At 69.2% G+C, this 13,592-nt stretch carries 15 protein-coding genes; 11 read left to right on the top strand and 4 right to left on the bottom strand.

All coding sequences use genetic code 11. The features are described from left to right. Positions 1-5: 5 nt before the first annotated feature. Positions 6-1,580, bottom strand: a complete 1,575-nt coding sequence (locus AB0M02_RS40915) for a carboxypeptidase-like regulatory domain-containing protein (RefSeq protein ID WP_364237528.1) — start codon at positions 1,578-1,580, stop codon at positions 6-8. A gap of 367 nt (positions 1,581-1,947) precedes the next feature. Between AB0M02_RS40915 and AB0M02_RS40920 the strand changes: the two genes are divergently transcribed. The 5 genes from AB0M02_RS40920 to amcA all read left to right on the top strand — a co-directional run bounded on the left by AB0M02_RS40920 (position 1,948) and on the right by amcA (position 6,720). Then, complete coding sequence (locus AB0M02_RS40920; protein WP_364237531.1) at positions 1,948-2,307, top strand: sterol carrier family protein; 360 nt, start codon at positions 1,948-1,950, stop codon at positions 2,305-2,307. A gap of 134 nt (positions 2,308-2,441) precedes the next feature. Beyond that, on the top strand, positions 2,442-4,052 hold the full coding sequence (gene purF / locus AB0M02_RS40925) for an amidophosphoribosyltransferase (RefSeq protein WP_364237534.1): 1,611 nt from the start codon (positions 2,442-2,444) through the stop codon (positions 4,050-4,052). Positions 4,053-4,088: 36 nt separating this feature from the next. After that, the gene (purM, locus tag AB0M02_RS40930) at positions 4,089-5,246 is read left to right on the top strand and encodes a phosphoribosylformylglycinamidine cyclo-ligase (protein WP_364237537.1); all 1,158 of its coding nucleotides are present in this window, start codon (positions 4,089-4,091) and stop codon (positions 5,244-5,246) included. Positions 5,247-5,420: 174 nt separating this feature from the next. Continuing rightward, the gene (amcB, locus tag AB0M02_RS40935; RefSeq protein ID WP_364237664.1) at positions 5,421-6,524 is read left to right on the top strand and encodes a cyclophane-forming radical SAM peptide maturase AmcB; all 1,104 of its coding nucleotides are present in this window, start codon (positions 5,421-5,423) and stop codon (positions 6,522-6,524) included. Continuing rightward, positions 6,493-6,720, top strand: a complete 228-nt coding sequence (gene amcA, locus AB0M02_RS40940; RefSeq protein WP_364237539.1) for a multiple cyclophane-containing RiPP AmcA — start codon at positions 6,493-6,495, stop codon at positions 6,718-6,720. Before amcB ends, amcA begins: the two co-directional genes overlap by 32 nt. 132 nt (positions 6,721-6,852) lie before the next feature. Here amcA and AB0M02_RS40945 read toward each other — a convergent pair whose 3' ends face one another. Continuing rightward, entirely contained in the window at positions 6,853-7,068 is a 216-nt protein-coding gene (locus AB0M02_RS40945) for a DUF3073 domain-containing protein (RefSeq protein WP_364237542.1), read from the bottom strand. A gap of 228 nt (positions 7,069-7,296) precedes the next feature. Next, complete coding sequence (locus AB0M02_RS40950; RefSeq protein WP_364237544.1) at positions 7,297-8,376, bottom strand: Glu/Leu/Phe/Val dehydrogenase dimerization domain-containing protein; 1,080 nt, start codon at positions 8,374-8,376, stop codon at positions 7,297-7,299. Positions 8,377-8,526: 150 nt separating this feature from the next. Here AB0M02_RS40950 and AB0M02_RS40955 point away from each other — a divergent pair, with 150 nt between their 5' ends. The 6 genes from AB0M02_RS40955 (at position 8,527) to AB0M02_RS40980 (ending at position 13,309) form a co-directional block, all read left to right on the top strand. Further along, positions 8,527-9,366, top strand: a complete 840-nt coding sequence (locus tag AB0M02_RS40955) for a hypothetical protein (protein ID WP_364237546.1) — start codon at positions 8,527-8,529, stop codon at positions 9,364-9,366. A gap of 281 nt (positions 9,367-9,647) precedes the next feature. Then, positions 9,648-9,857 carry a BldC family transcriptional regulator gene (locus tag AB0M02_RS40960; RefSeq protein ID WP_014687221.1) on the top strand — a complete coding sequence of 70 codons (210 nt, stop codon included), beginning with the start codon at positions 9,648-9,650 and terminating at the stop codon, positions 9,855-9,857. Positions 9,858-10,049: 192 nt separating this feature from the next. Next, entirely contained in the window at positions 10,050-10,826 is a 777-nt protein-coding gene (locus AB0M02_RS40965) for a methyltransferase domain-containing protein (RefSeq protein WP_364237549.1), read from the top strand. Beyond that, positions 10,823-11,389, top strand: coding sequence for an RNA 2'-phosphotransferase (locus tag AB0M02_RS40970; RefSeq protein WP_364237551.1), 567 nt, complete (start codon positions 10,823-10,825; stop codon positions 11,387-11,389). The genes AB0M02_RS40965 and AB0M02_RS40970 overlap by 4 nt, the downstream gene beginning before the upstream one ends. Before the next feature lie 82 nt (positions 11,390-11,471). After that, positions 11,472-12,053 (top strand): hypothetical protein, encoded by a 582-nt coding sequence (locus AB0M02_RS40975; protein ID WP_364237554.1) that lies wholly within the window; start codon positions 11,472-11,474, stop codon positions 12,051-12,053. Continuing rightward, on the top strand, positions 12,050-13,309 hold the full coding sequence (locus AB0M02_RS40980; RefSeq protein WP_364237556.1) for a PrsW family intramembrane metalloprotease: 1,260 nt from the start codon (positions 12,050-12,052) through the stop codon (positions 13,307-13,309). The genes AB0M02_RS40975 and AB0M02_RS40980 overlap by 4 nt, the downstream gene beginning before the upstream one ends. Here AB0M02_RS40980 and AB0M02_RS40985 read toward each other — a convergent pair whose 3' ends face one another. Next, positions 13,310-13,555, bottom strand: coding sequence for a hypothetical protein (locus tag AB0M02_RS40985; RefSeq protein WP_364237559.1), 246 nt, complete (start codon positions 13,553-13,555; stop codon positions 13,310-13,312). Positions 13,556-13,592 lie beyond the last annotated feature (37 nt).

The following is a 13,592-nucleotide window of genomic DNA, read 5'->3' on the forward strand; positions in this document are numbered from 1 at the left end:
GGAGCTCAGTCGTCCCAGTTGTTGCGGTTGGGACGCTGCTGGCCCTGCGGTCCGTTGTTCGGGCCGTAGTAGCCGTCCTGGTCGCCGTAGCCACCCTGCTGCTGTTGCTGCTGGTCGTAGCCGCCGTAGCCGCCACCCTGCTGCTGGTCGTAACCGCCGGGCTGACCCTGACCCTGACCGCCGTACTGACCGCCGCCGTACTGGTTGCCGCCGCCGTAGCCGCCCTGGTCGCCGTAGCCACCCTGCTGCTGGTCGTAGCCGCCGTAGCCGCCGCCCTGCTGGTCGTAGCCACCCTGCGGGCCGTAGCCGTCGTCCTGACCGCCCCAGCCGCCCTGGTTGCCCTGGCCACCCTGACCGCCGTAGGTGCCGCCGCCCTGCGGAGCGCCGTAACCACCGCCGCCCTGGTCCGGTTGGTACAGGTTGGTGTGCTCGTCGTACCGCTGCGGCTGGTCGGGCTGGTACAGGTTGGTGTGTTCGTCGTACCGCTCGTTGCCGTAGCCGCCCTGGCCGCCCTGAGCGCCGTATCCGCCCTGCTGGCCGTACTGCTGACCGCCGTAGCCGTTGTTGCCCTGGTTGTCCCACTGGCCCTGGCCGCCACCGAAGCCGCCCTGCGGCGGGGGCGGAGCACCGTACGGATCGGGGAACTCGTCCTCGACGGGCCGGTGCACCATCGTCGGTGCGTCGCCGATGCCACCGGGCATCCGGCCGGCCGGGGCGACCATCGTGGCGTCGCCGCCGCGTGCCGCGCCCACCGGAGAGGCGACCCGGGTCGCGTCGAAACCGCCCGCGCCCGCCGGGCTCGGACCGCCGAACCCGGGAGTGGCGGCCGCGGTGCCGGGCTCGTCGTCCTCGTTCTTGCGGCGCAGCCAGACCAGCGCGAAGGCGCCGACACCGGCCGCGACCAGCAGCACGCCCATGATGATCAGCAGCCAGTTGGTGCCGCTGTCGTCGGACGCGTTGTCGGTGTCCGGCGCGCCGGCGGCGTTGCTCTCCTCGTCGGTCGGCGTCTCCTCGTCGGTCAGCTCCTCGTCCAGCGGCTCGGTGCTGGCCGAGACGGAGGCCGAGGGCGACGCGGAGGGCGACTCGGTGGCGAGCTTCTTCAGCGTGATCTGCACGTTCACCGACTTGCCGGCGCCGGCCTGCGCGTTCACGGTCTTGGCCTGGAAGCCGTCCTTCACCGCGCCGACCGTGATGTTGCCGGGCGCGATGGGCTGGGCGTCCGAGGAGCTGAACGCGTAGCCGCCGTCGCCGCCGGTGGTGGTGCTGTACTGGTGGCCGGCGCTGTCGGTCATCGCGACCTGGACGCCCGAGAGGCGCTCGCCGTCGCTGCTCTTGATCCGGCCGGAGACCTGGCGCACCGTCTGCGGCGCGTCCGGGCCCTTCACCGTGATGTTCTCGGTGGCCGAGTTGGCCTCGTTGGTCGCCACGTTGGTGGCGGTCACCGTGATGGTGAACTGCCGGCTCTGCCCGGCGTCCACGTTCGGCGCGACCAGGGTCGCGTTGAAGCTCGCGGAATCCTGGATGTTCTCGACCGGGGTGCAACCGTCACGGCAGTCGATGCCGCTGACCCGGATGCTCACCCGGTTCTGCCCCTCGCCGCCCTCGCCCCCGGGGTTACTAACCGTGTACCGAATGGTTACAGTACTTCCCGAGGTAGCCTCGGAAGCAGACAGTGATTCGATGTTCACGTTCGGTGGAGCCGCCAGAGCAGAAGTCTGCACACCGGCCACCAGGCCGGCGACCAGCGCCAGGAACGCACCGGCCTGAGTGGTCCGGGCTCGTAGGTGCGTTGTCAAAATCCACCGCCTTCCGGTCGCGGTCCCCGGATTCGGCGACCGGCGATACCCCGCGACTATTACACCGTCGGCCACTATGCCTTGCCACACGTCCTCTGCGCGACCCAGGGCCGTGTGCCGATGTCGGCAGAGGGGGTCGTATCGTCCCGACGTGTCCCCTGCGCACAATAAATCCGAGTCGGTGTCCGAGGCGTTGGACGCGCTGGACCGGGGTGAGGAACCCCAGCGTCCGGTGCTGCGAGACGCCGTCCGAGCCCTGCTGACCGAGTTGTCCCAACGCGCACCTGGCCGTTCGGTGGAGGTTCGTATTCCACCTTTCGGTGCGATTCAGTGCGTACCCGGTCCTCGGCACACGCGCGGCACACCGCCCAATGTGGTCGAAACGGATCCGGTGACGTGGCTGCTCGTGGCCACCGGCCGCGTCGACTGGAACGAGGCACTCCGTGACGGGCGTCTCCGGGCGAGCGGAATCCGCACCGATCTGAGCGAGTACCTGCCGCTGAGCGGATGATGAGCCAGGGTGGGTACCCGGCGGCTCGCGTACACTGGGCGGTCGGAGCGGACCAGCGAGTTTCGAGCAGATCAGCGCTTCGAGCCGTTTATGCAGATCTGGCAGCGCAGTTCGGATAATGAGGGAGCAACCAGGTGCCCCGAGGCGACGGCCGGTTGACCGACGATCTCGACCCCCAGGAACGCGGCCCCCAGGATGCCTGCGGCGTCTTCGGAGTCTGGGCCCCCGAGGAAGAGGTGGCCAAGCTCACCTACTTCGGTCTCTACGCATTGCAGCACCGGGGCCAGGAGGCAGCCGGTATCGCGGTGAGCGACGGCTCCGGAGTCGTCGTCTACAAGGACATCGGCCTGGTCTCCCAGGTCTTCGACGAGCCGACCCTGGCGAGCCTGCGCGGCCACCTGGCGATCGGCCACGCGCGCTACTCCACCACCGGCGGGTCGAACTGGGAGAACGCGCAGCCCACGATCCGCGCCACCCCGGCCGGCACCACGATCGCGCTGGCACACAACGGCAACCTGGTCAACACGGCCGAGCTTGCCAAGGAGGTCGCCGACCGCGGCCTCGAGGTGGGTGACGCCACCTCCGACACCGCCCTGGTCACCACGCTGCTTGCCAGCCGCCCCGACCTGTCGGTCGAGGCCGCCGCGCTCGAGCTGCTGCCGACCCTGCGCGGTGCCTTCAGCTTCGTCTTCATGGACGAGAACACCCTCTATGCGGCTCGCGACGCGCAGGGCGTGCGCCCGCTGGTGCTGGGCCGCATGGAGCGCGGATGGGTGATCGCCAGTGAGACCGCCGCGCTCGACATCACCGGGGCGAACTTCGTCCGCGAGGTCGAGCCCGGCGAGATCATCGCGATCGACGAGCACGGCCTGCGCTCCAGCCGGTTCGCCGCGCCGGAGCCCAAGGGCTGCCTCTTCGAGTACGTGTATCTGGCCCGCCCGGACACCACCATCGCCGGCCGCAACATCTACTCGGCCCGGGTCGAGGTCGGCCGCAAGCTGGCCAAGGAGCACCCGGTCCAGGCGGACCTGGTGATCGGCGTTCCGGAGTCCGGCATCCCGGCCGCGATCGGGTACGCGGAGGCCTCCGGTATTCCGTACAGCGCGGGCTTCATGAAGAACGCCTACGTGGGACGGACCTTCATCCAGCCGTCGCAGACGATCCGGCAGCTCGGCATCCGGCTGAAGCTGAACCCGCTGCGCGAGGTCGTCCGCGGCAAGCGCATCGTGGTGATCGACGACTCGATCGTCCGCGGGAACACCCAGCGCGCCCAGATCCGGATGCTGCGCGAGGCCGGCGCCCTGGAGGTGCACGTCCGGATCTCGTCACCGCCGGTGAAGTGGCCGTGCTTCTACGGCATCGACTTCGCCACCCGCGCCGAGCTCATCGCGAACGGGTTGGAGATCGACGGCATCCGCCGCTCGATCGGAGCCGACAGCCTGGGTTATGTTTCCCTGGACGGGCTGGTCCAGGCCACCGAGCAGCCGAAGACCCGGCTCTGCATGGCGTGTTTCGACGGGCAGTATCCGATCGAGTTGCCGGCCGGCGACCTGATCGGTAAGCACGTACTGGAGGGTGTGGGCCGCCGCGCGGCCATGCCGGGCGCTTCGGCCGAGGCCGCAACGGCCGCGGTCGCCGAGCTCGAGTCCGACTACGAGGCACGTGAGTACACCGACGACGACCGATCGGCACCGGCGCCGCTGGTCGCCAGCCCGGGCGGCGCGAACGCGCTGCACCACCCGTGACTTCGACGTTTTCGCAGAACCACTAAGGGGAGAACCGTGACGCACGTGTCCGAGCGCAGCAGTGCCGGGTCGAACGGCGCCGAAGGCGGCGCCGACCGTCAGCTGTGGACGGCGGGTTCCGGCCGTGGGGCCACGCGCAAGCGGTCCGTCACGTACGCCGACGCGGGTGTCTCGATCCACGCGGGTGACCGCGCCGTCGAGCTGCTCAAGTCCAAGGTCAAGAAGACCACCCGGCCCGAGGTGATCGGTGACCTGGGCGGCTTCTCCGGCCTGTTCCGCCTCAACACCCAGAAGTACAAGAGCCCGATCCTGGCCTCGTCGACCGACGGTGTCGGCACCAAGCTGGTGATCGCGCAGCAGCTCGACATCCACGACACGATCGGCATCGACCTGGTCGCCATGGTCGTCGACGACCTGGTGGCCTGCGGCGCCGAGCCGCTCTTCCTGCTCGACTACATCGCCTGTGGCGAGGTCGTGCCGGACAAGGTCGCCGAGATCGGCGCCGGCATCGCCGACGGCTGCCGGTACGCCGGGTGCGCCCTGCTCGGCGGCGAAACGGCCGAGCACCCCGGCGTGCTGCGCCCGGATGAGTACGACGTGTCCGCGACCGGTGTCGGCGTGGTGGAGGAGAGCGAGATCCTCGGCCGTGACCGGGTCGAGGTGGGCGACGCGGTGATCGCGATGCGCTCGTCGGGCCTGCACTCCAACGGCTACTCGCTGGTGCGCCACGTGCTGCTCGGCGCCGGCCGGATGCGGCTGGACACCGTGGTCGACGACTTCGGCACCCAGCGCACTCTCGGCGAGGAACTGCTCACCCCCACCAAGATCTACGCCAAGGACTGCCTCGGCCTGATCGAGGAGACCGACGTCCGCGCGTTCTCACACGTCACCGGCGGCGGCATCCCGGGCAACCTGGTGCGGATCCTGCCGGACCACGTGGACGCCGTCGTGGACCGTTCCACCTGGCGCCCGCAGCCGATCTTCGACCTGATCCAGGCGAAGGGTCGGATCGAGGACTCCGAGATGGAGGCCACCTTCAACATGGGCGTCGGCATGTTCGCCATCGTCTCCTCCGACGACGCGGACCGCGCCATGGCGTACCTGACCGGTCGCGGTGTCGAGGCGTGGCAGGTCGGCGAGGTCCTGGAGGGTTCCGGCGAGGTCCAGATGATGGGTTCCTACACCCGGGGCTGAGACGGGCGACCAACCGGAAAAGTGATTCTGGTTCGCAATAGACCCCACGTGAAATGATCCGTGTGTGTCGATGTCCGGCACATGCGGATCTTTCGTGTGGATCGGGGGGCCTAGCCTGACCTGAGTCGCATCCAGGACGGGAGTGTGCGTGACATGACGGTTGCGTGGAGTGGGATGCGGGGCATCTCGCCGGTGCCCAGCTACGTCGTCATGCAGCCCACTACCCTCTGCAATCTCGCGTGCGACTACTGCTATCTGCCGTTCCGCCGGGAGAACCAGAAGATGCCGGTGGCGGTCGCCCGGGCAGTCGCCGACGGGGTGGCCAGCTTCGCGGAGAACGGCAGGTTCTCCGTGGTGTGGCACGGCGGTGAGCCGCTGGCGGCGGGCCTCTCCTATCTGGGCGAGCTCTTCGCGCCGTTCGGCCCGGGTGTCGAGCATCACGTTCAGACGAACGCGACTCTGATCGACGACGCCTGGTGCGAGTTCTTCACCGCCCACGACGTGCGGGTCAGCGTCAGCGTGGACGGCCCGAGGGAGCGCAACGGCGAGCGGGTGGACCGGGGCGGCAAACCGGCTTACGACCAGATCCTCAAGGGCGTCGAAGCGCTGCGACGGCACGGCATCCCGTTCTCCACACTCTGTGTGGTGGGCGACCCGCGACCAGGCGTGGCCACCGAGCTGTACGAGTATTTTCTCGACCTCGGCTGCGAGGTGCTCGGCATCAACGTGGAGGAGCTGGAGGGCGTCAACACCCGCCTCAACCGCCACGATCCGGCCGCGGTGAGCGCGTTCTGGGCCGAGCTGGTGGCCGCCTGGCGGCGCGACCCCCGGATCCACCTGCGCGAGGTGGAGTGGTCGCTGCGATATGCGGGTGCAGTCCTCGACGGCACCGCGGACGAGTTGCTTCCGCGCCAGCTCGACCCGATACCGACGATCGCGTACGACGGTTCGGTCGTGCTGCTCTCACCCGAGCTGGCCGGTTTCCGCGATCCCCGGTACGGCGACTTCAGTAGTGGGAACGTTCTCAGCACACCGTTGCCGGAGATCCTGGCAGGTGCCGCGAACACCCAGTGGATCGGCGAGTTCCTGCGCGGCATCGAGGCGTGCCGGGAGACCTGCCCCTACTTCGGATTCTGTGGCGGCGCTCACGCGGCCAACCGCTACTTCGAACACGGCCGGTTCGACGTCACCGAGACGGACCACTGCCGTAACAGCAAGATTCGCCTATTGGAGGGAGTGCTGGACCATGCCCGAGATCACGAAGCCACGGCTGTCTGACGGCGTGGAGACGGATCCGGTGACGGCACGGGTGCACGACGCCCGGGCCGGCCTGGCCGCGCTCATCGCGGAGGCGGAAGTGGCGCGACAGCGACGAGCCGAGGAGACGCCGCAGGACGGCGGCTCCGCGGTCTGCGCCTGGAACCACTTCGAAAACATTCCCACGTTCTACAACTGGAACAACCGGCCACGCTGAAGGGCGTACCCGGTCGAGTCGAGGCCCACGCGGCAGAGTGCCCGCGTGGGCCTCAACGTCGTAACCGTAGGACGTGAGTGACCACGACACACGGGAGCACGCGGTCAGTCCGCGTGCTCTGTGCAGAACGGGTCAATGCCGCCTTGTCGGCGACCAGGAATCCTGGTCGTCTTCAGCGTCATCCTCGTCATCGTCGACGAACTCATCGTTGTCGTCGTCGAAATGACGGTCGGATTGACGGGCACCCGCCAATTCGCGCTGCAAGGCGGTGAGGTCGGTGTTCGGGGAGTGATACTTCAACTCCCGGGCCACCTTCGTCTGCTTGGCCTTAGCACGGCCGCGCCCCATGGCTCGACCCCCTCGCACAGAATTCGGGGCAGCCCGAAGGCGGGCCCCGATGACGTCAGGCATCTCTCGTGGGTCTTACGGTACATGGACGACGGCGCGTTCGGCACCTCGGGTTGCGTGTGACACTGCCGCGCGTCGCGGTTCATTTTCTCCGGCGCCGCGCGGCAGCCATCAAACCGGGCGTTATGGGTCTCGGTGCTCCCCGTCCGGCCCTGTCGCTTAACCGTCTCAGCCGAGGTAGATCGACCGAAGGCGGCCGACATCGGCCATCCGGCGCTCGGCGAGACGGTCAGCCGCGACGGCCGGCGGCACGCCCTCGTCGGCGGCGAGCTGAAGGATTCGCCCGGTGGTCTCGAAGATCCCGGTCGCCCGCAGCTTGGCCCGCTCGAAGTCGAAGCCCCGGATCTCGTCGGCCACCTGGATCACGCCGCCCGCGTTGAGCACGTAGTCCGGGATGTAGAGGATGTCGCGGTCCTCCAGGAGTTTGCCGATCCCGGAGTGGGCGAGCTGGTTGTTGGCGCCGCCGGCGACCACCCTGGCGCGCAGGACCGGCACGATGTCGTCGTTCAGCGCGCCGCCCAGGGCGCACGGCGCGTACACGTCGATGTCGGAGGTGATCAGCGCGTCGGTGTCGGCCACCAGGGTGATGTCGGGGTGGTAGGTGCGGGCCCAGTCGAGAGCTGTCGGATTGACGTCGGTGGCGACCACCGTGGCGCTGTCCGAGAGCAGGTGACCGACCAGGTACTTGCCGACCTTGCCGAGGCCGGCCACGCCGACCGTCCGGCCGGACAGCGACGGCCTGCCCCAGGTCCGCTCGGCGGCCGCGCGCATTCCCTGGTAGACGCCCCAGGCGGTCAGCTCGGAGGAGTCGCCGGCGCCGCCGTTCTGCCGGCTGCGGCCGGTCACGTAGCGGGTCTCCCGGGACACCACGTCCATGTCGGGCACGTACGTGCCGACGTCACAGGCGGTGTAGTAGCGACCATTGAGCGACTCGACGAACCGGCCGTACGCCCGGAGCAGCGCCTCGCTCTTGTCGCGGACCGGGTCGCCCCAGATGACCGCCTTGCCGCCGCCGAGGTCCAGCCCGGCGATCGCGTTCTTGTACGCCATACCGCGCGACAGCTTCAGCACGTCGGCGAGTGCGGCCTCTTCACTCTCGTACGGATAGAAGCGCGTCCCGCCCAGAGCGGGCCCGAGCGCCGTCGAGTAGATACCGATGATCGCCTTGAGGCCGGAAGCCCGGTCCTGGCAGAAGACGACCTGTTCGTGCCCGGTGGCGTCGTTGCCGTCGGTGTCGAACACACCCATCGTTTGTTCTCCTGATCTTGGTGGCCTTCGTGGGGCCTGGAAGCGCCCGGCGGGGTGAGCCGGACACTGCGAGCGTAGTCGTGTGAATGCCACGGCGATTACGTCCGCGCGGGAAGTTCCACCCGGGCGAATTCGTGAAAGGATCGCGCCGTGCCGTCACTGTTCGCGTCGTACCTACGGGTTTACGAACCGCTGACCGCCTTCGACCGTGAGCGGCAGACTTTCTGGCGCCAGTACGCGAGCGAGGGCCGCGATCTCGGCCTCGTCGAGGGCCCCGCGCGCCAGCGCACCGCCGTGCTCGAGGCGCTCGGAGCCGGGTGGACCCGGCTGCCCGACCTGCCCGACGAGGCGTACGTGCTGGAGTGGGACAACGCCGTACTGGTCTGCCCGTGGAACCTGCGCCTGCGGGTGGCCGAGGCGGCTCTCAACGCCCGCGACGGCGTGCCCGCGGTGCTGGCCGACGCGTTCGTGCCCCCGGTGCTGGCCGGTCAGGCCAAGGCGGTCGTGGAGGACTGGCGCAGCGGCTCCAAGGTGCTGGAGCAGGGCGTGCCGAGGGTGCACGAGCAGATCTCCACCTGGGGTGTGCCGCTGCGGTGGTTCGCGTTCGTGGACCTGGACGAGCGGGAGATCTCGCTCTCCAGCCGGCGGCGGGTGCTGCGGTACCGCACGGAGATCTCCAAGGCGCGCCGGCGGGCTCACCGCGCGGTCTCGGTGCTGCGCAAGTCGCTCGGCGACGCCCCGATCACCGAGGCGGTGGAGGAGGGAACGCGCTGGCTGGAGGAGTTTCATCCACGGTCAGTGGTCGAACTCGACTACGGCGGCCTGGTCAACCTCCTTCCGGAGGACAACCTCGCAGAGGACGATTCCCCCGGATTGGTGGCAGCCGGACTTTCGGCACTTTCCCGTGGTGACGCTGAGTCAGCAAGTGAGGCGTACGAGAAGCTGGTCGCGCGGTGGCGTGTGGTGCAGCTTCTGGAGCGATGCAACTGACCTGGGGAAATAGGACAGACCCGTCCGTATCTCAGCTTCGGAGAGCGCTCCCGAAGCGAACACTCTTCGTAATCGGCGACCGGCGAAGCGTGATAATCGGACTAAACGAGACACTATCTGGCGTATAAAACGCGCAAAAATCGGGCATGCTTCATCCGTCTATCTGGGGACGTTCGTCCGTTCGGCCCATGTCGGACATCGGGGACTAGCCGGACCATGAGAGACGCACCGGCCGGCGGGACCCCGGCCGATGTTTTTAGGTACCTGTGGAGGAGTGACCGATGGCATCGCGTACGCACGATCCTGAGCCGCTACTAACGCCGGCCGAGGTGGCGTCGATGTTCCGTGTCGACCCGAAGACCGTTACTCGGTGGGCAAAGGCGGGCAAGCTCAGCGCTATTCGCACGTTGGGTGGCCACCGTCGCTACCGGGAGTCGGAGGTCCGCGCCCTGCTGCAGGGGCAGATCCCCACGCAGCGTCAGGGCGACTGACCGCGAGTCGACTGAGAACGTCGTAAGGGGCGAGCGTCGGGGAAGGCGATCGCCCCTTCTTCGTTCCTACTAGAAGAAACGATCAAGCCGGCACCAGGTGATCGGGGTGCCGGCTTTTTCTTTGATCTTTTTCGGGCGCCGCCTCGCGCTCCGAGTTGCTGGGCCGAGGTCGCGTCCTCAAGAGTAAGGACCATGGATCAGCCCAGCATCGGCGACGCTTTCGGCGAGATGATCCGGGACGCGTACGCGGTGCGCACCGGAATCGGGCCGCGGCCGCTGGCCGGCGGGCGACTGCCCCGGCCGGTCATCGAGGTGATCGAACGGGACGACGGGCTGATCAACGGAGCGCCCGCCGACCACTACCTGGACGAGCCGGGCGACTGGCAGCCGTGGGACCGCCGGGCGCTGCGCCTGTGCCGGGGCCGGGTGCTCGACATCGGGGTCGGTGCCGGCCGGGTGGCGCTCGAACTGCAGCGCCGCGGCGTCGCGGTCACCGGGCTGGACACCTCGGCCGGTGCGATCGAGGTGTCGCGTAAACGGGGTCTGCGGGACACGGTGCTCAACACGGTCGACGAGTTCTCCCGGGCCAGCGTCCGGTACGACACGTTCCTTCTGCTCGGCAACAACCTCGGCCTGCTGGAGAGCGCGGAGCGGGCGCCGGTGTTCCTGGCCGCGCTGTCCCGGCTCGCCGCACCGGGCGCGCGGATCGTGGCTCAGGGAGCGGATCCCTACGGTACGCGTGACTCGCTGCACGTGGCCTACCACCAGCGCAACCGGGAGCGCGGGCGGCTCGGTGGCCAGCTGCGGCTGCGGCTGCGGTACCGGGAGTTGGCCACCGACTGGTTCGACTACCTGAACTGCTCCACGGACGAGCTGGAAGACCTGGTGAAGGGCACCGGCTGGCGGGTGAAATCGATCGACGGCAAAGACCACCCGTATTACGTTGCGGTCATGGAGCTAGACATATGACCCCTCTGACCCGCGACCAGGTCCGCCTCAGCAAGCGGATCTCCCTGGTTCTGCGGCACCGGCCCGAGACGGCCGGTCTGATCCTCGACGCGAACGGCTGGGTGCCGGTCGACACGCTGCTCACCGCGCTCGGCGTCAACCGGGCCGAGCTCGACGTGGTCGTGGCCGGAAACGACAAGTCCCGGTTCGCGATCGTCACCGGGCCCGACGGCGTGGACCGGATCCGCGCCAGCCAGGGCCACTCCCGGCGGGTGGCCGTCGACCTGGACCTGCCGCCGTCCGATCCGCCGGCCGAGCTGTTCCACGGGACGCCCCGGGCGAACCTCGACTCGATCCTGCGTGACGGGCTGCGCCCGCGTAGCCGGCATCACGTACACCTGTCGGCCGACGTGCCGACCGCTCTGCGGGTGGGCCACCGGCGGTCCGGTGACGTCGTGGTGCTCACGGTGGCCGCCGGGGTGCTTGCCGGCCAGGGCCACGTCTTCCACCGCAGCGACAACGGGGTGTGGCTGACCACTTCCGTGCCACCCGCGCATCTTTCGGTAAAACGGACAAATCCGTAATCTGCCAGGTTGATCGACCATCCACTGTGGGCGGCGATCGGTTCTCCGGACAGCAGCCCGGAACCGCCGTTAGCTTGGACGGATGGGGAGGGTTACACGGAGTCAGCTCACCGATCTCCCCAGTGCACTCGGTCTGCCCGTCGCGCTTCTCATCGCACTGATCCTTGCCGGTCTCGCCTTCGGCCTTCCGGTGCTGGACCAGTCCGTGCCGGCCGAGCGCGCTGTGCCGTCCGGTGAGCCCTACGAGGTGGGTGCGGGCGTCACGATCGTCCCGCCGCACGGAGCGACACTCGACCTGACCGGCACCCGCCCGGGCAGGGAGCGCGGCACGGCACTGTTCCGGCTCGGGCCGGTTCAGTACGCCATCGCCGTCCAGCCCTTCAAGGGCGACCTGACCGCGGCTGCCGTGCGGCTGCGACAGCGCATCACCGGCACCTCCGGATACCAGGTCAACGGCACTCAGCTCGCCGCCTCGACAGCGGGTGGCCTGGCCGGTCTGCAGGGCGGTTACTCAGCCGGTGACCGGGACGGCCGCTACACGGTCTTCGTGGCGCACGGCTTCACCATCGAGGTGACGGTCAGCGGCGACGACCAGGAACTCGGGAACACCCTGCCGGCGATCGACGCCAGCATCCGAACCCTCCGCTTCGAGGGTGGCCGGTGAGCGACCCGGTCCGCCCCGGCGCTGTCCGGGCGGCCACGCTGACCCGCCAGCCCGCCTTCTGGGTCGTGGCCGCGCTGCTGGCCGCCGGCGCGGTGCGGATCGCACAGATCACCGGCAGGTTCCTCGGCGTCTACCCGCTCGCGACAGTCACGGCCATGCTGCTTTTCGCGCTCCTCGCCGTACCCTTCTGGCTCTTTCTCTCTGAACTTGACTTCCTCGAGCGTGAGCCCGCCAGCCTGCGCATCCTGGCATTCGCCTGGGGCGGTCTCGTCGCCACCTCGGTCTCCATCCCCGGGAGCAACTCGCTGGAGAACCTGATCGCCAAGCTCGGCTCGCCCAACCTCGCGGCGGACTGGGGAGCCGCGCTGGCCGGGCCGACGGTCGAGGAGATCGCCAAGACACTCGGCGTGGTGGCGATCGTGCTCATCGCCCGGCCGCAGGTCAACAGCGTGCTGGACGGCGTCGTCTACGGCGCCCTGGTCGGACTCGGATTCCAGATCGTCGAGGACGTGGTGTTCGCGGTCGGCGCGGTCGCCCAGGCGGGACAGGGTGATCAGATTCAGCCGGTGATCACGACGTTCCTCGTGCGCGGCTTCCTCGCCGGAGTCTGGAGCCACACACTCTTCGGCGCGCTGGCCGGCGCGGGCATCGGATACCTCGTGGTCAACCCGGACCGCACCCGCGCGCACCGGCTCGCGATGGCCGGGCTGGCGCTGTTTGGCGCGTGGGCGTCACACGTGCTCTGGAACTCGCCGCTCTTCCGCGAAGGGCTCGGCGACGGCGCGGTGGCCCTGCTCGCCGTGCTCGTCTTCAAAGGGCTGCCGCCGCTGCTGCTGATCCTGTACCTGGTCCGGCGCGCGCACGACAGCGAGGCGGCCTACTACGTGGCCAAGCTGGCGGATCTGCGCGATCCGGTTCTGATCACCGACGGGGAACTGCGCGTCCTCGGCTCGGGAACCCGCCGGGCGGCGGCACGGCGGCATGCGGCGGCGCGGGCCGGGCGGCGCGGCCGGGCGGCGGTGCGCCGGCTGCAGCGGGCGCAGGCGCGCCTGGCGGTCGAGCTGAGCCGGGACGCGGACCCGGACCTGCGGCATTCCGCCGAAGTGCAGAGGCAGCGTACGGCCCTGACGGAACTGGGCCACCCGGAGGCCGTCGAGGGCGACCCGTCGTGGCGGCACACCGTTTCCACGGTGGGTACGACGGTGGTCGCGGTCGCGGTGCTCTGGGCGGCCCTGTCCTTCCTGGGGAACGGCTAGTTACGCCGGCGGGAGGCCTCCGTCGCCGTCGACGATCAGGTCGGGGTTGCCGTCCTCGTCCAGGTCGACCATGGTCACGTCGACCCGGCCGTCGCCGTCGGTGTCGAACTGGAACAGGTCGGGTTTGCCGTCGCCGTCGGTGTCGGAGACCCAGACATCGGTACGTCCGTCGCCGTTGGCGTCGCTGGTCACCAGGTCCACGCGGTGGTCACCGCGGGTTTCGATGATCTCCTGCGGCTCGCTCACGATGCTCCTCCTCTGGCCGGTCGGTCCGGCCCGACGG

The sequence above is a fragment of the Actinoplanes sp. NPDC051861 genome (assembly GCF_040681145.1).
Classification (GTDB): Bacteria; Actinomycetota; Actinomycetes; order Mycobacteriales; family Micromonosporaceae; genus Actinoplanes.

Bases quoted from the DNA above. Each gene is read 5' to 3' on its own strand.
- AB0M02_RS40970 (WP_364237551.1), top strand. From the start codon at position 10,823: ATGACCCCTCTGACCCGCGACCAGGTCCGCCTCAGCAAGCGGATCTCC.
- AB0M02_RS40945 (WP_364237542.1), bottom strand. From the start codon at position 7,068: ATGGGGCGCGGCCGTGCTAAGGCCAAGCAGACGAAGGTGGCCCGGGAG.
- amcB (WP_364237664.1), top strand. From the start codon at position 5,421: ATGCGGGGCATCTCGCCGGTGCCCAGCTACGTCGTCATGCAGCCCACT.
- AB0M02_RS40965 (WP_364237549.1), top strand. From the start codon at position 10,050: ATGGATCAGCCCAGCATCGGCGACGCTTTCGGCGAGATGATCCGGGAC.
- AB0M02_RS40950 (WP_364237544.1), bottom strand. From the start codon at position 8,376: ATGGGTGTGTTCGACACCGACGGCAACGACGCCACCGGGCACGAACAG.
- amcA (WP_364237539.1), top strand. From the start codon at position 6,493: ATGCCCGAGATCACGAAGCCACGGCTGTCTGACGGCGTGGAGACGGAT.
- AB0M02_RS40960 (WP_014687221.1), top strand. From the start codon at position 9,648: ATGGCATCGCGTACGCACGATCCTGAGCCGCTACTAACGCCGGCCGAG.
- AB0M02_RS40975 (WP_364237554.1), top strand. From the start codon at position 11,472: ATGGGGAGGGTTACACGGAGTCAGCTCACCGATCTCCCCAGTGCACTC.